Below are 25,098 nucleotides of genomic sequence, written 5' to 3'. Positions count from 1 at the left end.
ACCGTCCGCGAGCGCTCCGACAGGATCAGCGCACGGAGCCGGTCAGAGGTCCCAGGTGAGCACGACGGCGTCCTCGCGGGCGGCGCCGGCGGCGGTGTAGGTGGCCAGGGCCGGAGCGTTGTCGGGTTCGGTCAGCACCCAGACGCCGCGGTGGCCGTCGCGCTCGGCCTGCTCGCGGACGGCGGCGAGCAGCGCAGTGGCCACGCCACGACGCCGCCAGTCCTCGTCGACCGCGAGCTCGTAGACCAGCACCTCGGGACGCTTGTCCGGGTGGGCGACCAGAACGGTCGAGCAGAACCCGACCGGACGACCGTCGTCGGCGTGGACGAGCAGCACGGCCTGCCCGGGCCTGGCGAGGTAGTCCGCGGCCGAGTCCGGCGTCACCGGCTCGTCGAACAGGTGGGCCGCGGCGACGAGCTCCTCGGCCCGCGTCGCGGTCCGGACGACCCAGTCGAGCACGACCGGTCCCGCGTCAGCCCTCGGCCGGAGGCCGGTCGGCCTCGACCAGCGGCGGGTGCGCCGGCTCGCCGGTCGACCCGGCCACCAGCTCGATCACCGAACGGGCGATGTCCTGCGGGGTCAGCCCGAGATCGCTCAACAGCTCGCCGCGGGAGGCGTGCGGCAGGTACTCCTGCGGGATGCCGAAGCAGCGCACCGGCGTCATCACCCCGGCCTCGCTCAGCACGAGCAGCAACCGCGAACCGCAGCCACCGACCACCAGGTTGTCCTCGATGGTGACCACCAGCTCGTGCGACCGGGCCAGCTCGACCAGCGCCGGGTCGACCGGGAGCGCCCACACCGGGTCGACCACGGTGACCCCGATGCCTTGGTCGACCAGCCGGTCGGCCACCCCGAGCGCGGTGCCAACCAGCTGGCCGTAGCCGACCACCAGCACGCCGGACCCGGCCCCGTCGCCGGCGGGCGAGCGCCGCAGCACGTCGACGCCGCCGACCCGGTCGACTGCCGGGACGTCCTCGGGCACCTTCTCCTTGCTGTAGCGGATCACGCTCGGCGCGTCCGCGATCGTCACCGCCCGGTGCAGCGCCTCGCGCAGCCGGGTGGCGTCCCGCGGCGCGGTCAGGTGCAGCCCGGGCACCAGCTGCAGCATCGACATGTCCCACATGCCGTTGTGGCTGGCCCCGTCGTTCCCGGTGATCCCGGCCCGGTCGAGCACGAAGGTCACCCCGAGCCGGTGCAGACCGACATCCATCAGCACCTGGTCGAAGGCCCGGTTGAGGAAGGTCGCGTAGAGCGCCACCACCGGGTGCATCCCGCCGAGGGCCAGACCGGCGGCCGAGGTCACCGCGTGCTGCTCGGCGATGCCCACGTCGTAGGTCCGCTCGGGGAAGCTGGCGGCGAACCGGTGCAGGCCGGTCGGATAGAGCATCGCGGCGGTGATCGCGACGACCCGATCGTCGGCCCGCCCCAGCCGTTCGAGCTCCTCGGCGAACACGTCGGTCCAGGTGGTCCGCTCGCTCACCGACAAGGGCAGACCGGTCACCTCGTCGATCTGGCCGACGGTGTGGAACTGGTCCTCCTCGTTGTTCTCGGCCGCCGGGAAACCACGCCCCTTGTGCGTGAGCACGTGCACCAGCACCGGCCCGCCGAACTGCTTCGCCTGCTGGAGCGCGCGCTCGACGGCGAGCACGTCGTGACCGTCGATCGGCCCGACGTACTTGATCCCGAGGTCGGAGTACATGCCCTGCGGTGCGAGGACGTCCTTGAGCCCGGCCTTGATCCCGTGCAGCACGTCGTAGGCCGCGCTGCCGACCAGCGGCGCGCGGTTGACCTGCCGCTTGACCACGTCGAGGACCTGCTCGTAGCGCGGGCTGGTCCGCAGGCCGGTGAGGTGCCGGGCCAGCCCACCGACGGTCGGGGTGTAGGACCGGCCGTTGTCGTTGACCACCACGACCAGCGGCAGGTCGTCGTCGGCGGCGATGTTGTTGAGCGCCTCCCAGGCCATCCCGCCGGTCAGCGCCCCGTCGCCGATCACCGCGACCACGTGGTGCCGGTTGCCGCGCAGCCGGAAGGCCTTGGCCAGGCCCTCGGCGTAGGCGAGCGACGCGGACGCGTGCTGGTTCTCCACCCAGTCGTGCTCGGACTCGGCCCGACTCGGGTAGCCCGACAGACCGTTCTTCTGCTTGAGGGTGGGAAAACCGTCGCGGCGCCCGGTGACGATCTTGTGCACGTAGCTCTGGTGGCCGGTGTCGAAGATGATCGGGTCGGCCGGCGAGTCGAACGTCCGGTGCAGCGCCAGGGTCAGCTCGACCACGCCCAGATTCGGGCCCAGGTGACCGCCGGTGCGGCTCACCTGGTGGATCAGGAAGGCCCGGATCTCCTCGCTCAGCTGGGTCAGCTGCTCGGCCGAGAGACCGCGCAGGTCGCGCGGACCGTTCACCGTGTCGAGCAGGGACATGCCGGCCAGTGTATTCAGCGCTCCGTCACAACCGGCGCACGAACACCTCACCGCGGATCGCCTGCTCGACCAGACCGACGGCGCGACGCGTGCGGACGAGCTGCGCCTGCTGCTCCTGCCAGGCGTCGGCGGCCCGGTCGACCACGGGTTCGGTGATCTCGCCGCTCCGGACCAGGTCGCGCAGCGCGGTGCGGATCTCGGCCAGTCCGGTGGTCGCCGCCTCGGCCTGCGCGGCGACGAACCGGTCGGCGAACCGGGCGAGCACCGCCGGGTGCCGGCGCAGCTCCGGATAGCCGCGGAAGTCCGGTGGGCAGCAGTCGAGCAGGAAGGCGACGGCCGTCGGCAGCCACCCCTCGCTGCCCGGTGGACGCACGCCGTCGGGCCACCCGGGCGGCAGGTAGGCGCCGCTCACCACGGCCTCGCGAGCGCCGTCGACGACCGCCGTCCCATCGAATCGAACACAAAGTCGAATATATCCCGAGTTGTCCCGGCTCGATAGTGTGCGGCGCATGGCAGTCGACACGCGCCCCGGTGCGAACCGGTGACGCTCACCCGCGGCCTGGAGGCCGGCGACGGGACCACATCGATCCCTGACGCGCCCGGGGACCCCACGGAGGAGTCTGCCGAGTACGTCGTCCTGGTCGACGCCGACGGCCGCCCGTCGGGCCGCGAGCTGAAGTCGGTGGTGCACACGGCGACCACCGCACGGCACCTGGCCTTCTCGCTGCACCTGTTCGTCGGCGAGCCGCTGGCTCCGGGCTCCTCGGTGCTGCTGACCCGCCGGGCGCTGGACAAGAAGACCTGGCCGGGGGTCTGGACCAACAGCTGCTGCGGTCACCCCGGCCCCGGCGAGAGCGCCGAGTCCGCGGTCCGCCGCCGGGTGCAGGACGAGCTCGGCGTGGCACCGGACGCCTGGACCGGTCTGCGGTGCGTGCTGCCCGACTTCGCCTACCGGGCCACCGACGCCTCGGGCATCGTCGAGAACGAGGTCTGCCCGGTCTACGTGGCCGAGCTCGCCCCCGGCGTGCATCCGGATCAGGTGGTGGCGGCTAATCCCGCCGAGGTCGCCGAGTGGGCCTGGGTCGAGTGGTCGGCCGCGACCGCGTCGATCGTCAACACGCCGTTCGCGTTCAGCCCGTGGGCCGTGGGGCAGGTCGAGGATCTGATCGCGGGGTCCGGACCGTCCACTGCTCCGACGGGCGGCTCCGGGTCGACAGCAACACCGCGCAGCCCGCTGCGTGGCCAGAGGGGGTAACCGGGTGACCGACACCGTCGACCGCGAGCGCACCAGTCCGCCGACCCGATCGGTCGCGCCGCACCCGCGGAGCGACGCCGCCCCGGCCGGGAGCCGGGGCGCCGAGCTCTCGGTGGTCGCGCCGGCGGTGGCCGTGGCCGCCGCCGAGCTCGAGGGCGTCGCCGAGCACCTCGGCCTGGTCGACCAGCTGCTGGCCGAGACCTGCGCCGACCTCGACCACCTGTGGACCTCGCAGCTCGCCGAACGCGCCCCGGTCGACATCCTCGAGACCGACGACCTGCCCACCCTGCTGTCCTCGCTGATCACCCAGGGCGGGAAGCGGTTCCGCCCGGTGCTGACCTTCCTCGGCTGGCTGGCGGCCAACGGCCGCGCCCGCGAGGTCGGCCACGTCGACGTCGTCCGGGTCTCGGCCGCGCTCGAGCTGCTGCACGTCTTCGCGCTGATCCACGACGACGTGATGGACGAGTCCGACTCGCGCCGCGGCCGGCCCACCGCGCACGTGCTCGCCGCCGGCCGGCACCGCTCGGCCGACGGGCACGGCGACGCCGACCGCTTCGGCGAGAGCGTGGCGATCCTGCTCGGCGACCTGGCGCACGCCGAGGCCGACCACCTGGCCGCCGAGCTGCCGCCGGAGATGCGCAAGCTGTGGCGGGTGCTGGTGGTCGAGCTGGTCTGCGGACAGCGCCGCGACCTCACCGGCGGCGCCGCCGGTCGACGCGACCTGTGGCACGCCCGGCAGGTGGCCCGGATGAAGTCCGGCGCCTACACCGTCGAGCGGCCGCTCGAGCTCGGCGCAGCCGCCGCCCAGGCCGCCGACGTCGTGGTGGCCAGCCTGCGCCAGTACGGCCGCGAGGTCGGCGAGGCGTTCGCGCTCCGCGACGACCTGCTCGGCGTCTGCGGCGACCCGACGATGACCGGGAAGCCGGCCGGTGACGACCTGCTGTCGGGCAAGCCGACGGTGGTGCTCGCGCTGGCCGAGAAGCGGCTCCGCGGCGGCGCCCGGGACGTGCTGGCCCGGGCCGGCAGCCCCGAGCTCACCGCCGACGACGTCGCACTGCTCCAGCAGGCGTTCGCCGACTTCGGGGTGATCCGGGCCGTCGAGCAGCGGATCACCCGGCACGTCGAGCGGGCCACCACCGCCATCCAGGGCCGCACGCTCGACCCGGTCGGGGTCGAACAGCTGACCCGGATGGCCCACCAGATCGCCTGGCGCGACAAGTAACCGCCCGCGGGCGGCCGGCCACCGGGCGCGGTCAGCGGCGACGACGCCGCATCCGAACCGCCCGGTCCGAGCGCATCGGCACGGGAGGCCCGCCGCGGCCCGTCCCGAGCAGAGACACGAGAGAACACGAGGATCCAGTGAACGCGCGTCCCACCACCGGCCGGACGGTCCGGGCATGAACCACGTCGTCGTCATCGGAGCCGGGCTGGCCGGGCTCTCCGCCGCCTGCCGGCTGAGCGGCCAGGGCTACCGGGTGACCGTGGTCGAGCGCGACGACCGCCCCGGCGGCCGGAACGGGCTGCTCCAGCGCGACGGGTTCTCCTTCGACACCGGTCCCTCGGTACTGACCATGCGCGACCTCGTCGCCGACGCGATCGGCAGCGCCGGCCAGTCGATCGACGACCTGCTCCCGATGCGCCGGCTGGAGACCGCCTACCGCGGGTGCTTCGCCGACGGCAGCACGATCTTCGTCCGGCACGGCGTCGAGGCGATGCGGGCCGAGATCGCCGAGACCTGCGGGACCGACGACGCGGACGCGTTCGTCGACTTCGTCGGCTGGCTGCGCCGGCTCTATGCGATCGAGATGCCGAACTTCATCGACCGCAACTTCGACTCCCCCCTCGGCCTGGCCTCGCGCCCGTCGGCGGCGGCCGCGCTGCTCCGGCTGCGCGCGTTCGGGCGGCTGGGGCCCGAGGTGCGACGCCGGTTCCGCGACCCGCGGCTGCAGCGGCTGTTCAGCTTCCAGGCGCTCTACGCCGGGCTGCCGCCCGAGACCGCGCTCAGCCTCTACGCGGTGATCACCTACATGGACAGCATCGAGGGCGTCTGGTACCCCGAGGGCGGCATGCACGCCATCCCCGAGGCGCTCGCGACCGCGGCCGAGAAGGCGGGCACCGAGTTCCGCTACGAGTCCGAGGTCAGCGAGATCCTGCGCAGCCCGACCGGTCGGGCCGCCGGAGTGCGGCTGGCCGACGGCGAGCGGCTCGCCGCCGACGCCGTGGTCTGCACCCTGGACCTGCCCACCGCCTACCGCGCCCTGCTGGCCGACCTGACCCCGCCGCGCGCGGTCCGCAAGGCCCGCTACTCCCCCTCTGCGGTGGTCTGGCACGTCGGCGTCCGCGGCGTCCCGCAGCCGCCGACCGCCCACCACAACATCCACTTCGGCGAGGACTGGAACGACGCGTTCACCGCGCTGATCGACCAGGGCCGCCTGATGCCCGACCCGTCGCGGCTGGTCACCATCCCGACCCTCGACGACCCGGCCCAGGCCCCGGAGGGGTGCTCGACCTACTTCGTCCTCGAACCGGTGCCGAACCTCGACGGTGTCGTCGACTGGACGACCGAGGCCGCCCCGATGCGCGACCGGCTGCACCGCTTCCTGGAGACCTCCGGCTACCCGGCCGAGGTGGTCACCGAGGAGCTGGTGACCCCGCTCGACTGGCAGGCCCAGGGGATGGCCGCCGGGACGCCGTTCGCGCTGGCCCACACCTTCGCCCAGACCGGCCCGTTCCGGCCGCCGAACGTCGAGAAGCGGTTGCCGGGCCTGGTGTTCGCCGGTTCGGGTACGGTGCCCGGCGTGGGCGTGCCGATGGTCCTGATCTCGGGCAAGCTCGCGGCCGAACGGGTCCGCGACTACCTGCCGGTGGGCCGGTGACCGGCCTGAACACCTCGTCGCACCCGTCCCGGAAGTCCACCGAGCCGCTGAGCGACCCGCACCTGGTCGAGGGCTACCGGCGCTGCGCCGAGCTGACCACCCGCTACGGCACCACCTACCGGTGGGGTGCGCTGCTGCTCCGGCCCGAACGCCGTCGCGACGTGCACGCCGTCTACGCCCTGTGCCGGCTGGCCGACGACATCGTCGACGACGCGGCCGCCCGGTCCCGGACCACCGACGAGACCCGCGCCCTGCTCGAGGGCTTCGCCGCCGACTTCCGGACCGCCGTCGACACCGGCACCAGCCCCGACCCGGTGCTCGCCGCGGTGGCCCACACCGTCCGCGAGCGCCGGATCGAGCCCGAGTGCTTCGACCGGTTCTTCGGCGCCATGGCGATGGACCTCACCACCACCCGCTACCGCACCTGGGACGACCTCTGCGGCTACATGGAGGGGTCGGCGGCGGTGATCGGCGAGATGATGCTGCCGGTGCTCGAGCCGCTCGATTCGGCGGCGTTCGCCCCGGCCCGCTCGCTCGGGCTGGCCTTCCAGCTGACCAACTTCCTCCGCGACGTCGGCGAGGACCTCGACCGCGGGCGGATCTACGTCCCGACCGACGACCTCGAACGGTTCGGCGTCGATCCCGAGGCGCTGGCCGACCCGTCGGTCCGCGGCCGTCGGGTCACCCCGGCGTGGCGGGCGCTGATGAGCTTCGAGATCGCCCGCAACCGCGAGCTCTACGCCCACGCCGACCAGGGGCTCGCCCTGCTCCCGCCGCGGTCGAACCGCTGCGTCGGCGCGGCCCGGATCCTCTACGCCCGGATCCTCGACCGGATCGAGCGCGCCGACTACGACGTGTTCGCCGCCCGCGTCCGGGTGCCGACCTGGCGCAAGGCGCTGACGGCCGCCCGGGTGATGGTCACCGGGGTCCGCCGCCCGACCGGCGACGGCGCGGGTGCCGGGCGCTCCCTGCCCGCCGCCGAGGGGAGCGCCCGGTGAGCCCCGGTCGGCGGGTCGCCGAGACGGTCCGTCGCGAGGTCGCCGCCCGCAACCCGATCCGGCGGATCCCGCAGCCGGCCGAACCGCAGATGGCCCCGAGCTGGCGGCAGGCCAAACCGGGCCGGATCGCCCGAGCGCTCGAGACCGCCCTGCAGCAGAACTCGGGCGGGTGGTACGTGGCCGGCAAGAGCGGCGACGTGCCCGCCGAGCGCTCGATCACCCGCACCGTGGGCGGTCGCGAGGTCGTCTTCTTCCGCGACACCCGTCCCCCGTCGGCCGACGCGGCGACCGGGCCCGGCGGCGGTCTGGTCGCCGGTCCGGGCGCCTGCCCGCACCTCGGCGCGCTGATGACCGACTGCGTGGTCGCCGAGGGAACGCTCTACTGCCGCTGGCACGGGCTGGCACTGACCCGGGACGGCGACCCGACCTGGTCGCCCTACCGGGCCTACGACGACGGCGTGCTGATCTGGGTCCAGCTGCCGACCGCGGGTGAGACCGAGACCGACGCCCCGAGGCTCCCGGCCCGGCCCCCGCTGGACCGGTCCCTGGCCGCGGTGGTCAGTCGCCCGGGGATCTGCGAGCCCGACGACGTCATCGCCAACCGGCTGGACCCCTGGCACGGCGCCTGGTTCCACCCGTACAGCTTCAGCCACCTCGAGGTGGACGACGCGGCCAGCGACGACGACACCCTCACCGTCGACGTCACCTTCCGGCTGAGCCGGACCTACGGCGTCCCCGTGCGGGCGGAGTTCACCTGCCCGGACACCCGCACCATCGTGATGACCATCGTCGACGGCGAGGGCGCGGGCAGCGTGGTCGAGACCCACGCCACCCCGCTCGGCACGGACGAGCGCGGCCGGGCCCGGACGATGATGACCGAGGCGACGATCGCCTACTCCGACCGGCCCGGGTTCCGGGTGGCGAAGTGGCTGAGCCCGCTGCTGCGTCCGGCGGTGCAGCGCACCCAGGGCCAGCTGTGGGTCGACGACCTCGCCTACGCCGAGCGGCGCTACGAGCTGCGCCGCCGCGGCGAGTTCCCGGGCTGAGCCGCTAGCCGGTCACGCTCCGGGTCCGGACCCGCCGGGTGCGGTCCATCGCGCGCCGGAGCGGGGCCGAGACCCGGTGCCGTGCGCCGGTGGGCACGCTCCACAGGTCCTGGCCCGGACGTCCCCACCCCGCGAGCAGGGTGTTGGCAGCCTGGAACCCGGTGGTCGCGGCCCGCTCCATCAGCGCGACCGGCAGCTCGCAGCGGATCCCGTCACCGGCCAGCAGCAGCCGCGGGTCGGGGGTGCTGACGCCCGGACGCGACACCCACGGCTCGGTGCCGATCATCGGGCAGTCGCCCAGCAGCAGCCACTCCTCGGCCAGCGCGCGGGTCTCCGCCAGCTCGGGGTAGACCCGGGCCGCCTCGGTCCACATGCTGTCGCGGAGCGCGGCGATCGCGGCCTCCGACCCGTCGCCGACCGGCGCGGCGTAGGCGTGCAGCTCGACCACCGCTCCCCCGGTCTCGGACACCCAACGGCGGGCGCCGGCCTCGAAGCGCTGGAGCACGGTGACGTTGTCGAGCGGGCCGAACCCGCTGGTCCCGACGAACGGCGGCCGCGACGCGGCTACGGGCCGGTCCAGCCAGCGACGCCAGACAGCGAACGGTGGGGCCGGCCGGAGCCGCTCGAGCCGGTCGTGCCAGTCGTCGACCGCATCCGGGCGCGCCCCGGCGCGGACCCCGGTGGCGCCGGCGGCCAGCGTTTGGGTGGTCACCGGGTCGGCGGCGAGCACGACGGCGTCGGCCTCGATCCGCTCGCCCCCGTCCAGCTCGACGACGGCCCCCGCCGGCCCGTCGGGCTCGCCGGCCGGATCACCGCGGAAGGCGATCGACGTGGCGGTGGTCCCGGTCCGCACCCGGACGCCGAGCCCGGCCAGGTAACGGCCGAGCGGCGCCCACAGCGCGGTGTCGTAGTCGTCGTCGGGGACGTCGAACAGCAGGCCCTCGGCCGAGCCGAGGAAGTAGGTGTGGAACATCGCCACCAGCTCGCCGGCGGAGAACTCGCGCGGGTCGGCGAAGAAGCTGCGGGCGAACACCTCGAGCGCCAGGTGCCGCGCGGCCGGCGGGAACCGCAGCCGGTCGAGGAAGGCGGCGGCGCTCTCGCCGTCGTAGCGACCGAAGGTGGCCGGGAAGTCGACGTCGAGCAGCTCGAGCGCGGCGCCGACGTCGACCCGGGCCAGGTCGCGCGCGGTGAAGCTCGGGCTCTGGGCGACGAAGCTGATCAGGTTGAGCGGCGGGGTCCGCGGGATCCCGGTGAAGCTGTCGGTGTAACCCGCGGACGACGTGAGCGGGTAGTCCTCGACCGGCACCAGCCGCTCGAGCGCCGGATCGGTCCGGCGCAGCAGCGCGCGCAGGTTGTAGTACTGCCGGAAGAAGGCGTGGAAGCCGCGGCTCATGGTCCGGGGCGGCTCGCCCGGCGCGGTGTCCACCGACCAGGCGCCGACCCGGCCGCCGAGCTGGTGCTCGCGCTCGAGCACGGTGACGGCGACGCCGGCCTCGGCGAGCGCGGTGGCCGCGGCCAGACCGGCGATCCCGCCGCCGACCACCACGACGTGCCGCGACCGGCCGGCAGACCGACGTCCGTCGCCGGCGGCGAAGGGACCCGGGTGCCGGACCGCGCGCGGGTCGCGGCCGGGACGCCACCCGGCGCGGGTGCGGGCGCTCACGGTCGCCGCGCCCGGAAGGTGTGCAGGATGTTGCGTTGCCAGCCGCCGACGGTGCGGACCTCGACGTCGACGAACCCGGCCCGGGTCAGCCGTTCGCAGAACCGCTCGACCGAGTCGAAGTCGAGCACGCTCTGCCACAGGTAGCGGTAGATCGAGCTGCGGCCCGAGGTGAGCAGGCTGAGCGGGATCACCACCAGCCAGCACACCAGGCTGAACACCCGCCGGGCGGCCGGTCGGTCGGCCACCGAGTACTCCTGGGTGACCAGGTAGCCGCCGGGCCGGATCACCGCGTGCACCGCGGCCAGCGTCGCGTCGCGGTCGGCCACGTTGCGGAACAGGTAGGCGGCCAGCACCCCGTCACGGAGCCGGCCCAGGCCCCACTCGGCGCGGCGGACGGCCACGTCCTCGGCCAGCCCGTGGTGGAAGCTCACCCCCGCCGGCCAGCTCTTGGCCGCCGCCTCGGCGAGCATCCCCGAGGAGGCGTCCACCCCGACGATCTCGACCCGGTCCGGGGCCGGGTGGCTGTCGAGCAGCGCGCGGGTCGAGGCACCCGAGCCGCAGCCCAGGTCGGCCAGCCGGAGCGAGCGTCCGGCCGGCAGCTTCTCGATCAGCGCGGTGGCCGCCTGGCGCAGGTGCCGGTGGTAGCCGGGGTTGAGCGCGACCATCAGGTCGTAGCGCCGGGCCGCCTTATCGAAGCTCTCCCGGACCCGGCCGGTGAGGCCGGGGCGGAGGTCGGTGGTCGGCACGGCCCGCGTCGGTGCGGTCATCGGGTGGCCCCTTCCTTCGGCGGGCTCCCCGGCCGCACGGTGCCCGACGGGGCAGCCTCCGGCCGGGCACGCAGGGTGCAGGTGGGCAGGCTGCCGGTGGGCAGGCTGCGGATCGGGTGGGTCACGGGCGGTGTCGACCCCTCGGACGGCGACGCTGCGGGCGGGTGCGGGCACCGGCGCACGCCGACGTCTGCTCTGGGCCGATCTCGGTGGTCCTTCCTCGCGCCGCCTCGGCGTCGCGCCGGCGGTCCCCTCTCCGTGTCGCCAGCCTAACCGGCTGGCACAGGGGTCGGCGTGAGAGCGTGGCCGGGTGACCGGTCCCGACCTGACACGCGCACAGGCAGGCGAGCAGGCAGCCGAGCTCCACCAGGACGTCGTCTGCCGGATCGTCCGCAGCGAGCTCGAGGCCGCGGTGGTGTTCCGCACCGACGCGCTGATCGGCTTCCTCGACCACCACCCGGTCTTCAAGGGCCACGTGCTGGTCTGCCCGGTCGTCCACGTCGACGACCTGCTCGACTGCCCGGACACCCTGACCGGTCCGTTGCTCGCGGCAGCCCGCGCGGTGACCCGGGCGCAGCAGCGCGCGCTCGGCGCCGAGGGCAGCTTCTCGGCGATCAACACCGTGGTCAGCCAGTCGGTGCCGCACCTGCACCTGCACGTGGTGCCGCGGGTCCGCAAGGACGGGCTGCGGGGTTTCTTCTGGCCCCGAACCCGCTACGCCGAGGGCGAGGCCGCCGACTACGCCCGCCGGCTGCGCGAGGCGCTCGACCTGTCGGCCTGAGCCGCGAGCCGCACCCTCGCGACGGGCGGACCCACCGACCGCCCGGCGACACGCACGACGGCGATCACGGGGTGCCCTGTTCGCGCGGATGATCTTGCCCTAGGGTCAGGCTGTTCGGCCGCTCTCAGGCTGGGGCAAGGAGGTCCTCATGACCCGTCTCGACGTTAACTTCGTCGACTACGGCATTCTGCTCGTCTACTTCGCGCTGGTCGTCGCGATCGGCATCCTGGCCCGCCGGGCGGTGGCCACCAGCGAGGACTTCCTGCTCTCCGGGCGGTCACTGCCTGCCTGGGTCACCGGGCTGGCGTTCATCTCGGCCAACCTCGGCGCGATCGAGATCCTCGGCATGGCCGCCAACGGTGCCCAGTACGGCATCTCGACCGTGCACTTCTACTGGATCGGCGCCGTACCCGCGATGGTCTTCCTCGGCCTCGTGATGATGCCGTTCTACTACGGGTCGAAGGTCCGCAGTGTGCCCGAGTGGCTGCGACGGCGGTTCAACCGGCCGACCCACCTCTGGAACGCGTTGACCTTCGCCGCCGCTTCGGTGCTCACCGCCGGCGTCAACCTCTACGCGCTGTCGCTGATCATCCAGGCGCTGCTCGGCTGGCCGCAGTGGGTCTCGATCGTCGTCTCGGCCGGCTTCGTGCTCGCCTACATCACCCTGGGCGGTCTGTCGGGGGCGATCTACAACGAGGTGCTGCAGTTCTTCGTGATCATCGCCGGGCTGATCCCGGTGGTGATCATCGGCCTGACCGACGTCGGCGGCTGGTCCGGGTTGGAGAGCAAGATCCGCGCGAGCCGTCTCGGCGAGCCCGGGCTGTCGTCGTGGGGCGGCACCGCGGTCGGCAGCTGGACCAACCCGCTCGGTGACTGGATCGGCATCGTGATGGGTCTGGGCTTCGTGCTGTCCTTCGGTTACTGGACGACGAACTTCACCGAGGTGCAGCGGGCGCTGTCGGCCAAGAACCTGTCGGCGGCCGAGCGGACGCCGCTGATCGGCGCCTTCCCGAAGATCTTCATCCCGGCGCTGACCATCATCCCGGGCCTGATCGCGGTGGCGGTGATCCCGAAGTTCGGCGAGGGCAACACCACCTACAACGACGCCATCCCGCTGCTGATGAACAAGTACCTGCCGAACGGCACCCTGGGCATCGCCCTGGCCGGTCTGCTGGCCGCGTTCATGGCCGGCATGGCGGCCAACGTCAGCTCGTTCAACACCGTCTTCACCTACGACATCTGGCAGACCTACATCCGCAAGCACATGCCGGACGGGTACTACCTCAACGTGGGCCGGATCGTCACGGTCGTCGGCATCGTGATCGGCATCGGGACGGCGTTCATCGCGTCGCAGTTCAGCAACATCATGAACTACATCCAGACGCTGTTCAGCTTCTTCAACGCGCCGGTGTTCGCCACCTTCCTGATCGCGCTGTTCTGGAAACGCACCAGCCCGTGGGGCGGCTTCTTCGGTCTGGTGACCGGCTTCTTCGCCGCGCTGGCCTTCCAGTACCTGATCGGTCCGAACATCGCCTACTTCTACCCGGGCGGCGACACCAGCAAGGACATCAACGCCCAGATGCTCAACTTCTACGGCGCGATCACCGCGTTCGTGGTCGACGCCGTGGTCACGGTGCTGGTCACGCTGGTGACCCCGCCGAAGCCGCTGAGCGAGCTCAAGGGCCTGATCTGGGGCGTGCCCGACCCCGACGCCGGGGACCCGCACGAGGGCCACGTCCGGCGCTGGTGGGAGTCGCCGAAGCTGCTCGGCTTCACCGCCCTCGGTCTCGTCGTCGTCCTGTCGATCATCTTCGTCTGAGCCCGACCGCCGAGAGGAGAAGCACCATGAGCGACCAGGAGACGTCCGAAGGCGTGAAGTCGGCGGCCTCGAAGCTGTTCGACATCCGCCTGCTGATCGGGGGGCTGTTCACCTTCTACGGGGTGGTCCTGATCATCTACGGGTTCGTCACCACCCCGGCCGAGATCGCCAAGGCCGCCGGGATCAACATCAACCTCTGGCTGGGCATCGGGATGCTGGTGCTGGGACTGCTGTTCCTGCTCTGGCGCCGGTTGAACCCGGACGCGAGCCACGCCGAGGCCAACCCGACCGACGACGTCAGCCGGCCGTCCGGCCGAGGGCACTGAGCACTCCGGCCAGGTTGGCGGCCGGGTCGTCGAGCGAGTCGACCCGGATCCGCGGCGCGGTCCAGGCGGCCAGCCGTTCGGCCCGTGCGGGCAGGCTGTCCCAGCTCGGTTCCATCGCGACCGGCAGGTCGCGGCGCCGGCTCTCCAGCCGCTGCCGGTGGACGTCCGCGTCGCTGCAGAAGACCTCGACCCAGGCCAGCGCGGCACCGGTCCGGTCGGCCAGTCCGGTCCACTGGGCCCGGGCCTCGGGGACGTCGTTGACGGCGTCGACGACCACTCCCGACCCCAGGCGCAGCTGGTGCTCGGCCAGCACCTCGACCACCACGTAGGCCGCGATCCCGGTCGGCTGGTCGCGGTCGATCCCGACCGCCCACATCGCCGACTCGACCGGGTCGACGCTGAGCACCGGCCAGCCCAGCGCCGCCCCGAGGTCGTCGGCCAGCCGGCTCTTCCCGGCCCCCGGCAGGCCCGCCATCACGATCAGCACCGCTCCGCTCCCCTCCCCGTCCGCTGGTGATCATGATGCAGTGCGACGATGACGGCTCGGCAGCGGGACGAGAGCCGGCGGAACGAGACGAGGAGGCGGCGGTGGCCGACGACCAGGACCAGCCCACCGAGGGCGACGAGCAGACCACGGGCGACCGACCGGAGACGACGGACGGCGGCGCTCTGGACCGGGCGCAGGAGGCAATCGACGACGCGCGGTCGGCGGTGCCGGACGCGCTGCCCTCGGACCCGCTCGAGGGCGTCTCGCAGGAGGACGAGCGGCTCACCGCCGGCGAGCAGGCGGCCGCCGAGGAGGACCCGGCCTGACCGCCCTTCGACAGGCTCAGGGCGCGGTGGGGCCGACGGGCTCAGGCACCGTGGGGGCCGACGCGACGATGCCCCGGGGACCGTTCGGTCCCCGGGGCATCGCTGTTCTCGGGCGGCCTGTGTCAGCGGCGCAGCAGCGAGCGGAGCACGTACTGCATGATCCCGCCGTTGCGGTAGTAGTCGGCCTCGCCCGGGGTGTCGATCCGGACGACCGCCTCGAAGGTCACGTCGCCGGCCTGGACGGTGACGGTCTTCGGGGTGCGGCCCTCGTTGAGCGCGGTCACGCCGGTGATCTCGAAGGTCTCCTCGCCGGTCAGCCCGAGGCTGTCGGCGCTCTCCCCCTCCGGGAACTGCAGCGGCAGCACGCCCATGCCGATCAGGTTGGACCGGTGGATCCGCTCGTAGGACTGCGCGATGACCGCCTTGACGCCGAGCAGCGCGGTGCCCTTGGCCGCCCAGTCGCGCGAGCTGCCCGAGCCGTACTCCTTGCCGGCCAGCACCACCAGCGGGGTGCCCGCGGCCAGGTAGTTGACCGACGCCTCGTAGACGCTGGTCTGCTCCCCGTCGCGGGTGAAGTCGCGGGTGACGCCGCCCTCGGTGCCCGGGGCCAGCTGGTTGCGGAGCCGGATGTTGGCGAAGGTGCCGCGGATCATCACCTCGTGGTTGCCGCGCCGCGACCCGTAGGAGTTGAAGTCGCGCCGCTCGACGCCGTGCTCGGCCAGGTAGGCCCCGGCCGGCCCGTCGGCCTTGATCGACCCGGCGGGGCTGATGTGGTCGGTGGTCACCGAGTCACCCAGCTTGAGCAGCACCCGGGCCCCGGCGATGTCGGTGACCGGCTCCGGCTCGGCGGGCATGTCGTCGAAGTACGGCGGCTTGCGGACGTAGGTCGACTGCTCGTCCCAGGCGAAGGTCTCGCCTTCCGGCGTGGGCAGCGACTGCCACTGCTGGTCGCCGGCGAAGACGTCGGCGTAGTCCTCGGCGAACATCTCCGAGCCGATCGAGCTGGCGACGAGCTCGTCGATCTCCGCCTCGGTCGGCCAGACGTCCTTGAGGAAGACCGGCTCGCCCTGCTCGTCGGTGCCCAGCGGGTCGTGGAGCAGGTCGATGTCCATCGTCCCGGCCAGCGCGTAGGCCACCACCAGCGGCGGGCTGGCCAGGTAGTTCATCTTGACGTCCGGGTTGATCCGGCCCTCGAAGTTCCGGTTGCCCGAGAGCACCGAGACCACGGCCAGGTCGGCGGCGTTGACCGCCTCGCTGACCTCGGGGATCAGCGGACCGGAGTTGCCGATGCAGGTGGTGCAGCCGTAGCCGACCAGGTTGAAGCCGATCTTCTCCAGGTACGGCGTCAGCCCGGCGCGGTCGTAGTAGTCCATGACCACCTTGGAGCCCGGGGCCAGCGTGGTCTTGACCCACGGCTTGCGGTTCAGGCCCTTCTCGACCGCCTTCTTGGCCACCAGCGCGGCGCCGATCATCACGCTCGGGTTGGAGGTGTTGGTGCACGAGGTGATCGCGGCGATGGTGACCGCCCCGTGGTCGATCTCGAACCGGGTGCCGTCCTCGAGAGTGACCGGGGTCTTCTTCGACGGCCGCCCGATCAGGGTCGGGGCGTGCTCGTGCCCGGCCGGCGCGTCCTCGCCGTTCCCGTCGTGCGACGGGGCGTCCGAGGCCGGGAAGGTCTCGGCGACCGCCTCGTCGTAGCCGTTGACGCCCTGCTCCGCGTCGTCGACGTAGGCCTTGAGCGCCTCGCGGAACCCGGCCTGGGCCTCGCTCAGCGCGACCCGGTCCTGCGGCCGCTTCGGGCCGGCGATGCTCGGCACCACGGTGCCGAGGTCGAGCTCGAGGTACTCGGAGTAGGCGGGCTCGCGGTCGTCGTCGTGCCAGAGGCCCTGCTCCTTGGCGTAGGCCTCGACCAGCGCGATCTGCTGCTCGCTGCGCCCGGTGAGCTTGAGGTAGTCGGTGGTGTGGCTGTCGATCGGGAAGACCGCGATGGTCGAGCCGTACTCGGGGCTCATGTTGCCGATGGTGGCGCGGTTGGCCAGCGGCACCTGCGAGACGCCGGGCCCGTAGAACTCGACGAACTTCCCGACCACGCCGTGCTGGCGGAGCATCTCGGTGATGGTCAGCACCAGGTCGGTGGCGGTGGCGCCCTCGGGCAGCGAGCCCGACAGCTTGAAGCCGACCACCCGCGGGATCAGCATCGAGACCGGCTGGCCGAGCATCGCGGCCTCGGCCTCGATGCCGCCGACGCCCCAGCCGACCACGCCCAGGCCGTTGACCATGGTGGTGTGGCTGTCGGTGCCGACGCAGGTGTCGGGGTAGGCCTGGGTCACGCCGCCGACCTCGCGCGGGAAGACGACCCGGGCCAGGTGCTCGATGTTGACCTGGTGGACGATGCCGGTGCCGGGCGGGACGACCTTGAAGTCGTCGAACGCGCCCTGGCCCCAGCGCAGGAACTGGTAGCGCTCCTTGTTGCGGCCGTACTCGATCTCGACGTTGCGGGTGAACGCGTCGGCGGTGCCGAAGACGTCGGCGATCACCGAGTGGTCGATCACCAGCTCGGCCGGGGCCAGCGGGTTGATCCGGCTCGCGTCGCCGCCCAGCTCGGCCATCGCCTCGCGCATCGTGGCCAGGTCGACGATCGCCGGCACCCCGGTGAAGTCCTGCATGATCACCCGGGCCGGGGTGAACTGGATCTCCTTGCTGGGTTCGGCTTCCGGGTCCCAGTCGGCCAGGGCGCGGATGTCGTCGGCGGTGATGTTCGCGCCGTCCTCGGTCCGCAGCAGGTTCTCCAGCAGCACCTTGAGGCTGTAGGGCAGCCGGTCGGCGCCCTCGACCGCGTCGAGCCGGAAGATCTCGTACGACTCGTCCCCGACCTGGAGTGTGGCCTTCGCCCCGAAGCTGTTCTCGCTCATCCGCCCTCCGCACTGTTCGCCAAAGTATCTTGACGTCAAGATATCACGCCTGTCGTCGCCGTCGAGCCTGTCACGCGCGGACCCCGGACCACCGGTGAGGCTGACCTAACCCCGACGGCGGCGGCGACGGACGCGTCCTAGGTTGGGGCCGTGCCGTCCGACCCCGCACCCGCCTGCTGCTCCCCCGGCCGCGACCCGCGCGCGCCGGTCCCGGACGGCGCCGAGCCGACGTCCGCAGCGTCCGTGGCCGGGACGCCGGCGCACCCGATCGAGCAGGTGACGGTGCCCCCCGGGACGTTCGCCATGGGCGACGCGCACGGCGACGGCCGTCCCGACGACGGGGAGGGACCGGTGCACCCGGTCGAGCTCGACCGCTTCACGATCGACGCCTCCAGCGTGACCAACGACGCCTTCGCGGCCTTCGTCGCCGCCACCGGCTACCGGACCGAGGCCGAGCGCTTCGGCTACTCGGCGGTCTTCCACCTCGTGGTCGCGGCCGACCGGGCCGACGTGATGGGCCCGGCCACGGGGACGCCGTGGTGGTACGGCGTCCGCGGCGCCGACTGGGCGCACCCGGCCGGTCCGCGCTCGTCGCTGGAGGGGATCGGCGACCACCCGGTCACCCACGTCAGCTGGAACGACGCGGTCGCCTACGCCGACTGGGCCGGGCGGCGGCTGCCCACCGAGGCGGAGTGGGAGCGGGCCTCGCGCGGTGGGCTGGAGGGCGCCCGCTACCCGTGGGGTGACGAGCTGCTCGACCACGACGGCGAGCGGCCGGCCTGGCGGTGCAACATCTGGCAGGGCCGGTTCCCGGCCACCAACAGCCGCGCCGACGGCTGGCTGACCACCGCGCCGGTGCGCAGCTACGCCCCGAACGGGTACGGCCTGTGGCAGACCGTCGGCAACGTCTGGGAGTGGTGCGCGGACTGGTACGGCCCGCGCTACTACGCCGCCTCACCGCGACGGAACCCGACCGGCCCGCGCAACGGCGACCGCCGGGTGCTCCGCGGCGGCTCCTACCTGTGCCACGACTCCTACTGCAACCGCTACCGCAACGCCGCCCGGTCGCAGAACACCCCGGACTCGTCGATGGGCAACGCCGGCTTCCGCACCGTCGCCCGGTGACCCGCGGGGTGGCGTGGGGCAGGGTCAGGGTCGCGGGGACGAGCCGCCGCGCCGGGGCCGCCGGACGGCCTGCCAGCGGATCGGCCCGACCAGCCGCGGTCCGCTGAACCGGCGCTCCAGCCGGCGCACCTCGGTGGTCAGCGGCTGGGCGACGTACTCACCGAGGATCACCCCGGCGGCCAGGGCGAGCGCGATCGAGCCGGCCAGCACCATGTTGAGGATCCCGGTGGCGACGTCCTGCGCGGGCCCGATGCCCCCGGTGGCGGCGCTGGTCCGGCCGGTGCCGACCAGGGTGAGCCCGCGGTAGATGGTCAGGCCGGGCAGCAGGGCCACCACCGAGGAGATCACGACGACCAGCGGTGGAACCCGGAACCGGCGCGCCACCGGATAGGCGACCAGCCCGACCAGGAAGGCCGCCGCGGCGACCCCGAACACCCGGCCGACCCCGACCTCGTCGAGCAGCCTCGCCAGCAGCACCGCCCCGGCGCCGAGCGCCCCGATCGGAGCCAGCACCCCCTTCCGGGCCCGGGAGGCGTAGCCGAACCCGACGGCGGCGAGCGCCGCGCCGACCACCAGCGCGACCACCGAGAGCGGGGTGTCCAGGGTCGGGCTGAGCTGCTCGACCGGGGCGCCGATCAGCCGGGCCAGCGCCAGCCCGGCCGCGACCCCGGCGATGATCCCGGCGGTGGACAGGATCACCTCGAGCAGCCGGGCGGTGCTGGTCAGGTAGTAGCCGGTCAGCGCGTCCTGGAGCGCGCCCATGAACCCGACGCCGGAGAGCAGCATCACGATGTTGGCGCTGACCACCAGCGTGGGGTCGGCGCCGAGCCCGAGATAGGACACCGCGACCGCGAAGACCATGGCCACGAACCCGCCGAGCACCTGCTGGTAGAAGGTCGGCAGCCGGCGCCGGTCGAGCAGCTGCTGGCCCTGCTCGATCACCGCCCCCGCAAGCAGCGCGGTCAGCACCACGACCAGGTTCCCGCCGAGCACCAGCGCCACCCCGGCGCACATCGCGGCCCACCCGGCGTTGACCGCCCAGCGGGACCGGCGGCGCCCGGTGCTGCCGATCCGGGTGACCCGGCGGCGGGCCTCGGCCAGGTCGAGGTCGTCGGTGAGGATGTCGGCGACCAGGTGGTCGGTGCTGGTCAGCTCGTCGAAGTCGACGGTGCGGCGCTTGACCTGCCGGATCAGCGAGGCGGACGGGCCGTCGGGCGCGGCGTAGCCCATCGACAGGCTGATGAAGGTGACGTCGATCTCGGCGTTGCGGAGGCCGAAGTGCCGGGCCAGCGAGTCCATGGTGACCGCGACGTCCGCGGCGCCGGCGCCGTTGGAGAGCAGCAGCTCGCCGGTCCGCAGGCAGAGGTCGAGCACCTCGGTGATCCGGCGCTCGGCCAGCGCCGCTTCCCGGGGGTCGGTCTCCCCGGCGTCGGGCGGGACGGGGTCGCCGACCCGCTCCGGGCCGGGCGGGTCACCCGGCGCGTCCGACCCCCTGCTCACGCCCGGACATGCTGCCAGCCGGATCGGCCGCCGGGGCCGACGGTCTCGCCCCGGGCGGGCGGGGCAGCCGTCGGTCGCCGAGCAGGGCCAGCGCCTCGAGCACGAGGAACAACACCGTGACCCCGAGACAGGTGGCGGCCACCGCGGCGCCACCGCGGACGCCCAGGTTGAGGAACGGGTAGGGGTACCAGCCGGTGGCCTGGGCCTGCAGCAGGATCACCACCAGCCAGAGGATCGGCCAGATCAGCGCCAGCCCGAGCACCCGGAGGGTCAGCCGCGGTCGCGGCCCGAAGACCAGCCAGCCGACGACGATCAGCAGCGGCGCGACCACGTGCAGCAGCTTGTCGGTGGCCCAGGCCAGCCCCTCGAGGTGCAGCAGCGGGCGGAGCAGGAACCAGTGCACCAGGCCGGTCACGGTCATCCCGAGCACCGCGTCGATCCGCACCACCCGCCAGACCGGACCGTCCCGGTCCGGGCGCAGGGCCAGGCTCAGCGCGGTGAACGCGGCCAGCAGGTTGGACTGGATGGTGAAGTAGCCGAAGAACTGCCCGAGCCGCGGCCCCAGGCCCAGCGGCTCGCTGATCAGCACCTTCGAGCCGACGAAGACCAGCACCAGCTGGACGACGATGGCGAGGAGGCCGACCGCGGCGGTCAGCGTGTGGAAGATCCGTGCGGCGCGCACCGGCCCGCCCTCAGAACGCCAGCCAGACGGCCACGACCAGCGCGACCGAGACGATGACCGGAACCAGCAGCAGACCCCACGAGCCCGGGTCGATCTCGGTCCGCGCGACCGGTCCACGGACCAGCGCGGCCAGCTCGGCGGCGCTCGGCTGCGGCGCGCGCGTCCCGGGCGCCGGATCGACCACAGGACCGATCAGCGGACCGGTCACCGGACCGACGGCCGGGGCCGGGATCCCGTCGGTCGCCGGAGCCCCCGACGGTGTCGTCCACCAGGAGGTCTGGTCGGTCTCGCGCAGCGGTCCCACGGTGCGTCTCCTTCTCGCGGGCCGGCCGGCCCGGATGCGTCCGGTCACACGCGCCACGACCGTAACACCGGATCGGCGCGCCTCCGGGGTACCGGCACAACGATTGGGTCACGAGAGATCGCTGCACGAGAGATCGCTGCACGAGGGATCGCTGCACGAGGGATCGCTGCACGAGGGATCGCTGCACGAGGGATCGAGGGGCGCCCGCGAGAACGGGTCGCGCACGCCGGGTGCTCAGTCGCGGACCAGCGTGGCGACCGCCTCGAGGTGCTGGGTCATCGGGAACAGGTCGAACGCCCGCAGCCCGGCGAGCCGGTAACCGAGCCGGGCGAAGGTGGCCAGGTCGCGGCCCAGTGCGGCCGGGTCGCAGGCGACGTAGCCGACCGCCCGCGGCCGCCGGGCGACCACCTGCTCGACCACCGCACGGCCCGCGCCGGAACGCGGCGGGTCGAGCACGACCAGGTCCCAGCGCCGGTCGAGCGGGCCGCCCCGACGTCCGAGCGCCCGGTCGACCCGACCGGCCACCAGGCGGACCGCCGGCGCCTGGTCGGCGCCGGCGGCCGCGGCCAGGTTGGCGCGCGCGTCGTCGACCGCCGCCCGGGAGGCCTCCACGCCGGCCACCGGGTCGCACCCGGCGGCCAGCAGCCCGGCGGCGAACAACCCGACGCCGCAGTAGAGATCGAGGGCGCTCTCCCCCGGTTGCGGGTCGAGCGCCGTGACCACGGTCCGCTGCAACAGCGCCGCCGCGGCCGGGTGCACCTGCCAGAAGCCCGCCGCGGCCAACCCGAACCGCCCTCCGCCGACCTCCTCGACGATCCGGCCGTCGGGCGCGCCGACGCCCCAGACCGCCGGACCGGTGCTCGGCCGGACCCCCTCGGCGGGCGCGTGCGGAGGACGGGCCAGCTCGGGCACCGCGATCCGGCAGCCCTCGGCGGGCAACGGCACCAGCTCGTGACTGCGGTGCGCGAGCATCGCCGGACGGCCCTCGGCGTCGGCGCGGTAGTGCACCCGGGTGCGCCAGCCGAGGCCCTCCCCGGGCGCGCCCGGCGGGTCGGGCAGCGCGTCGACGGTCCCCGACCAGACCGCGGCCTCGACCAGCCGGTCGACGTCGAGACCGCCGAGCCGGGTCAGCTGCTCGGCGAGCACGGCCGCCTTGAGGCGTCGCTGGGCCGCCGGGGCCGCATGCTGGAGGTCGCAGCCGCCGCAGCCGCCGGGCCCGGCCACCGGGCACGGCGGGGTGACCCGGTCCGGGTCGGGGTCGAGCACCTCGACCGCGTCGCCGCGCCAGAACCGGTCGTGGCCGGTGTCGGTGATTTGCACCCGGACCCGCTCGCCGGGCAGCGCGTGCCGGACGAAGACCACCCGGCCCTGGTGCCGGGCCACGCAGTGGCCGCCGTGGGCGACCGGGCCGACCTCGACCTCGAAGGTCGCCCCGACGCCCTCGCCGGGTGCCGCGGTCACGTGCGGGTGGTGAAGTTGCTGCGCCGCACCTGGTCGCTCAGGTCGGAGCGCTCGAAGCGCTGCTCCGCCTTGCCCGAGGAGGCCAGCAGGAAGGGCACCGAGGTGACCATCACCCCCGGGGTGAACAGCAGCCGGCCCTTGAGCCGCAGCGCGCTCTGGTTGTGCAGGATCTGCTCCCACCAGTGCCCGACCACGTACTCGGGGATGTAGACGGTGACCACGTCGCGCGGGTTCTCGCTGCGCAGGCTCTTGACGTAGTCGAGCACCGGGTTGGTCACCTCCCGGTACGGCGAGGCGACGACCTTGAGCGGAATGGACAGCCCCGCTTCCTCCCAGACCTTGGTCAGCTTCTCGGTCTCCTCGGTGTCCACGTCGACGGTGATCGCCTCGAGGGTGCTCGGCCGGGAGGCCTTGGCGAAGGCCAGCGCGCGCAGCGTCGGCTTGTGCAGCTTGCTGACCAGCACCACCGCGTGCACCCGGCTGGGCAGCATCTTGTCGGCCGTGGGCTCCCAGGCCGTCTCCTTGGCCACGTTGTCGTAGTGGCGCCGGATCAGCTTCATCAGCACGAAGATCACCACCATGGCGATGATCGCGATGTAGGCGCCCTGGAGGAACTTGCTCAGCAGCACGATGATCAGCACGGTGCCGGTCATGGTCAGGCCGATCCCGTTGATCACCCGGGAGCGGAGCATCCGGCGGCGGACCAGCGGGTCCTGCTCGGTCTTGAGCAGCCGGGTCCAGTGTCGCAGCATGCCGGTCTGGCTGGTGGTGAAGGAGACGAACACCCCGACCACGTAGAGCTGGATGAGCGCGGTCACCTGGGCGTCGAAGCTGACGATCAACACGATGGCGAAGAAGGCCAGCAGCACGATGCCGTTGCTGTAGGCCAGCCGGTCGCCGCGGGTGTGCAGCTGGCGCGGCAGGTAGCCGTCCCGGGCCAGGATCGAGCCGAGCACCGGGAAGCCGTTGAAGGCGGTATTGGCGGCCAGGAACAGGATCACCGCGGTGGCGGCGACCACGAAGATCACGCCCGGGGTGAAGCCGGAGAACACCGCGTGCGCGAGCTGGCCGATCGCGGTCTGCTCGACCACGTCGACCCGGCGGCCGTCGAGCGTGTAGTGCGAGTAGGGCGCGTCGACCAGCTTGAGCCCGGTCAGGTTGGCCAGGGTGATGACGCCGAGCAGCATGGTGATGGCCACCACGCCGAGCAGCAGCAGGGTGGTGGCGGCGTTCTTGCTCTTCGGCTTCTTGAAGGCCGGGACGCCGTTGGAGATGGCCTCGACCCCGGTCAGGGCCGCACAGCCCGACGAGAACGTCCGCGCCAGCAGCGCGACCATGAAGAAGCCGGTCATCGCGGTGTAGCGCGGGTCGCCCTGCACCCCGTACTTGGCGCTGTCGGCGGTCACCTGGTCGCCGAGCACGAAGATCCGGAACAGCCCCCAGCCGGTCATCAGCAGCACGCCGGCCATGAAGCAGTAGGTCGGGATGGCGAACAGCGTGCCCGACTCGCGGACGCCGCGGAGGTTGAGCGCCATCAAGATCAGCACCGCGACCGAGGCGATCAGCGCCTCGTGGCCGTCGATGAACGGCAGCACCGCCTTGGCGTTCTGCACCCCCGAGCTGATCGAGACGGCCACCGTGAGCACGTAGTCGACCAGCAGCGCGCTGGCCACGGTCAGCCCGGCGTTCGGCCCGAGGTTGACCGTGGCCACCTCGTAGTCCCCGCCGCCGGAGGGGTAGGCGTGGACGTTCTGCCGGTAGGAGGCGACGACCACCAGCATCACCACCGCGACGGCGATGGCGATCTTCCAGCTGAAGGCGAACCCGGCTGCGCCGGCCAGCGACAGGGTCAGCAGGATCTCGTCGGGGGCGTAGGCCACCGAGCTGAGCGCGTCCGAGGCGAAGACCGGGAGGGCGATCCGCTTGGGCAGCAGCGTCTCGCCCAGCTGGGCGCTCCGCAGCTTGCGACCGATCAGCAGTCGCTTCGCCGCGTCGGACAGGCTCACGAGCCGAAACTCTAGCCCGCGCGAGGACGCGCGAAGGACAACGGCCGTCGCCCCGTAGTAGCGTCGCCCCACCGGCCGCCCGCGGCCGGGAGCCGTGATGTGGGAACCGCCCGAGGACCGCCCGCCGACCGCCCCAGGAGGGCCCGAGTGCACATCGTGATCATGGGCTGCGGCCGGGTCGGCTCGACCCTGGCCCGCGGCCTCGAGAAGCGCGGCCACACGGTCGCGGTGATCGACGTCAACGTCGAGGCGTTCCGCCGGCTCGGGCCGGACTTCGACGGGCAGACGGTCAAGGGCGTCGGGTTCGACCGCGAGGTGCTGGTGGAGGCCGGGATCGACAAGGCGACG

The 25,098-nt window shown here is 73.1% G+C and carries 22 protein-coding genes and 1 pseudogene; 11 read left to right on the top strand and 12 right to left on the bottom strand.

Features of this window, described 5'->3' with window-relative positions; all coding sequences use genetic code 11:
- Positions 1-42 precede the first annotated feature (42 nt).
- Genes FHX74_RS12410 through FHX74_RS12400 form a run of 3 tightly spaced genes read right to left on the bottom strand, consistent with a single transcriptional unit; the run spans position 43 to position 2,828 of the window.
- On the bottom strand, positions 43-459 hold the full coding sequence (locus tag FHX74_RS12410) for a GNAT family N-acetyltransferase (RefSeq protein WP_328823800.1): 417 nt from the start codon (positions 457-459) through the stop codon (positions 43-45).
- Between the two features lie 13 nt (positions 460-472).
- Positions 473-2,416, bottom strand: coding sequence for a 1-deoxy-D-xylulose-5-phosphate synthase (dxs, locus tag FHX74_RS12405; protein ID WP_182560518.1), 1,944 nt, complete (start codon positions 2,414-2,416; stop codon positions 473-475).
- A 25-nt stretch (positions 2,417-2,441) separates the two neighbouring features.
- The gene (locus tag FHX74_RS12400) at positions 2,442-2,828 is read right to left on the bottom strand and encodes a hypothetical protein (protein ID WP_182560517.1); all 387 of its coding nucleotides are present in this window, start codon (positions 2,826-2,828) and stop codon (positions 2,442-2,444) included.
- Between the two features lie 174 nt (positions 2,829-3,002).
- On the opposite strand from FHX74_RS12400, the pseudogene idi reads away from it, so the two are divergent.
- The 5 genes and pseudogenes from idi to FHX74_RS12375 all read left to right on the top strand — a co-directional run.
- A pseudogene (gene idi, locus FHX74_RS12395) lies at positions 3,003-3,612 on the top strand (isopentenyl-diphosphate Delta-isomerase); the annotation flags it as partial.
- Between the two features lie 63 nt (positions 3,613-3,675).
- The gene (locus tag FHX74_RS12390; protein WP_182560516.1) at positions 3,676-4,893 is read left to right on the top strand and encodes a polyprenyl synthetase family protein; all 1,218 of its coding nucleotides are present in this window, start codon (positions 3,676-3,678) and stop codon (positions 4,891-4,893) included.
- A gap of 175 nt (positions 4,894-5,068) precedes the next feature.
- Positions 5,069-6,547 (top strand): phytoene desaturase family protein, encoded by a 1,479-nt coding sequence (locus FHX74_RS12385; protein ID WP_182560515.1) that lies wholly within the window; start codon positions 5,069-5,071, stop codon positions 6,545-6,547.
- Positions 6,544-7,545, top strand: coding sequence for a phytoene/squalene synthase family protein (locus FHX74_RS12380; RefSeq protein ID WP_328823799.1), 1,002 nt, complete (start codon positions 6,544-6,546; stop codon positions 7,543-7,545). Before FHX74_RS12385 ends, FHX74_RS12380 begins: the two co-directional genes overlap by 4 nt.
- Entirely contained in the window at positions 7,542-8,591 is a 1,050-nt protein-coding gene (locus FHX74_RS12375) for a DUF5914 domain-containing protein (protein WP_328823798.1), read from the top strand. Before FHX74_RS12380 ends, FHX74_RS12375 begins: the two co-directional genes overlap by 4 nt.
- A gap of 4 nt (positions 8,592-8,595) precedes the next feature.
- Here the strand turns inward: FHX74_RS12375 and FHX74_RS12370 are convergent, their stop codons facing one another.
- Complete coding sequence (locus tag FHX74_RS12370; RefSeq protein WP_182560514.1) at positions 8,596-10,254, bottom strand: FAD-dependent oxidoreductase; 1,659 nt, start codon at positions 10,252-10,254, stop codon at positions 8,596-8,598.
- Complete coding sequence (locus FHX74_RS12365) at positions 10,251-11,021, bottom strand: class I SAM-dependent methyltransferase (RefSeq protein WP_182560513.1); 771 nt, start codon at positions 11,019-11,021, stop codon at positions 10,251-10,253. The genes FHX74_RS12370 and FHX74_RS12365 overlap by 4 nt, the downstream gene beginning before the upstream one ends.
- 310 nt (positions 11,022-11,331) lie before the next feature.
- Here FHX74_RS12365 and FHX74_RS12360 point away from each other — a divergent pair, with 310 nt between their 5' ends.
- From FHX74_RS12360 to FHX74_RS12350, 3 genes are all read left to right on the top strand, one after another.
- A complete protein-coding gene (locus FHX74_RS12360) occupies positions 11,332-11,802 on the top strand; it encodes an HIT family protein (RefSeq protein ID WP_328823797.1) in 471 nt (156 codons plus the stop codon).
- 148 nt (positions 11,803-11,950) lie between these two features.
- Positions 11,951-13,621 carry a sodium:solute symporter family protein gene (locus FHX74_RS12355; protein ID WP_182560512.1) on the top strand — a complete coding sequence of 557 codons (1,671 nt, stop codon included), beginning with the start codon at positions 11,951-11,953 and terminating at the stop codon, positions 13,619-13,621.
- A 26-nt stretch (positions 13,622-13,647) separates the two neighbouring features.
- Positions 13,648-13,947 carry a hypothetical protein gene (locus FHX74_RS12350; protein WP_182560511.1) on the top strand — a complete coding sequence of 100 codons (300 nt, stop codon included), beginning with the start codon at positions 13,648-13,650 and terminating at the stop codon, positions 13,945-13,947.
- On the opposite strand, the gene FHX74_RS12345 is transcribed toward FHX74_RS12350, so the two are convergent.
- A complete protein-coding gene (locus tag FHX74_RS12345) occupies positions 13,919-14,434 on the bottom strand; it encodes an AAA family ATPase (RefSeq protein WP_220483901.1) in 516 nt (171 codons plus the stop codon). The genes FHX74_RS12350 and FHX74_RS12345 overlap by 29 nt on opposite strands.
- Before the next feature lie 101 nt (positions 14,435-14,535).
- Here FHX74_RS12345 and FHX74_RS12340 point away from each other — a divergent pair, with 101 nt between their 5' ends.
- The gene (locus FHX74_RS12340; protein ID WP_182560510.1) at positions 14,536-14,760 is read left to right on the top strand and encodes a hypothetical protein; all 225 of its coding nucleotides are present in this window, start codon (positions 14,536-14,538) and stop codon (positions 14,758-14,760) included.
- 122 nt (positions 14,761-14,882) lie between these two features.
- On the opposite strand, the gene acnA is transcribed toward FHX74_RS12340, so the two are convergent.
- Positions 14,883-17,672: an aconitate hydratase AcnA gene (gene acnA / locus FHX74_RS12335; protein WP_182560509.1), complete on the bottom strand. Its 2,790-nt coding sequence runs from the start codon at positions 17,670-17,672 to the stop codon at positions 14,883-14,885.
- A 150-nt stretch (positions 17,673-17,822) separates the two neighbouring features.
- On the opposite strand from acnA, the gene FHX74_RS12330 reads away from it, so the two are divergent.
- Positions 17,823-18,797: a formylglycine-generating enzyme family protein gene (locus FHX74_RS12330; protein ID WP_182560508.1), complete on the top strand. Its 975-nt coding sequence runs from the start codon at positions 17,823-17,825 to the stop codon at positions 18,795-18,797.
- Between the two features lie 24 nt (positions 18,798-18,821).
- Here FHX74_RS12330 and FHX74_RS12325 read toward each other — a convergent pair whose 3' ends face one another.
- From FHX74_RS12325 to FHX74_RS12305, 5 genes are all read right to left on the bottom strand, one after another.
- Positions 18,822-20,297 carry a threonine/serine exporter family protein gene (locus FHX74_RS12325; RefSeq protein ID WP_182560507.1) on the bottom strand — a complete coding sequence of 492 codons (1,476 nt, stop codon included), beginning with the start codon at positions 20,295-20,297 and terminating at the stop codon, positions 18,822-18,824.
- Positions 20,269-20,979 (bottom strand): Pr6Pr family membrane protein, encoded by a 711-nt coding sequence (locus FHX74_RS12320; protein WP_182560506.1) that lies wholly within the window; start codon positions 20,977-20,979, stop codon positions 20,269-20,271. The genes FHX74_RS12325 and FHX74_RS12320 overlap by 29 nt, the downstream gene beginning before the upstream one ends.
- 10 nt (positions 20,980-20,989) lie before the next feature.
- The gene (locus FHX74_RS12315) at positions 20,990-21,283 is read right to left on the bottom strand and encodes a hypothetical protein (RefSeq protein WP_182560505.1); all 294 of its coding nucleotides are present in this window, start codon (positions 21,281-21,283) and stop codon (positions 20,990-20,992) included.
- 234 nt (positions 21,284-21,517) lie between these two features.
- Positions 21,518-22,744, bottom strand: a complete 1,227-nt coding sequence (locus FHX74_RS12310; RefSeq protein WP_182560504.1) for a class I SAM-dependent RNA methyltransferase — start codon at positions 22,742-22,744, stop codon at positions 21,518-21,520.
- Positions 22,741-24,750, bottom strand: a complete 2,010-nt coding sequence (locus tag FHX74_RS12305; RefSeq protein ID WP_182560503.1) for an APC family permease — start codon at positions 24,748-24,750, stop codon at positions 22,741-22,743. Before FHX74_RS12305 ends, FHX74_RS12310 begins: the two co-directional genes overlap by 4 nt.
- Before the next feature lie 162 nt (positions 24,751-24,912).
- Between FHX74_RS12305 and FHX74_RS12300 the strand changes: the two genes are divergently transcribed.
- Positions 24,913-25,098, top strand: a 186-nt coding sequence (locus FHX74_RS12300; protein WP_182560896.1) for an NAD-binding protein, incomplete at its 3' end; no start/stop codon positions are given.

Origin of the sequence: Microlunatus kandeliicorticis, assembly GCF_014137855.1 — a bacterium.
Taxonomy (GTDB): domain Bacteria; phylum Actinomycetota; class Actinomycetes; order Propionibacteriales; family Propionibacteriaceae; genus Microlunatus; species Microlunatus kandeliicorticis.
This window is presented reverse-complemented; position numbering and strand designations above follow the sequence as displayed.

Coding starts and splice junctions, on each gene's coding strand:
- dxs (WP_182560518.1), bottom strand. CDS start 2,416: ATGTCCCTGCTCGACACGGTGAACGGTCCGCGCGACCTGCGCGGTCTC.
- FHX74_RS12385 (WP_182560515.1), top strand. CDS start 5,069: ATGAACCACGTCGTCGTCATCGGAGCCGGGCTGGCCGGGCTCTCCGCC.
- FHX74_RS12365 (WP_182560513.1), bottom strand. CDS start 11,021: ATGACCGCACCGACGCGGGCCGTGCCGACCACCGACCTCCGCCCCGGC.
- FHX74_RS12355 (WP_182560512.1), top strand. CDS start 11,951: ATGACCCGTCTCGACGTTAACTTCGTCGACTACGGCATTCTGCTCGTC.
- FHX74_RS12350 (WP_182560511.1), top strand. CDS start 13,648: ATGAGCGACCAGGAGACGTCCGAAGGCGTGAAGTCGGCGGCCTCGAAG.
- acnA (WP_182560509.1), bottom strand. CDS start 17,672: ATGAGCGAGAACAGCTTCGGGGCGAAGGCCACACTCCAGGTCGGGGAC.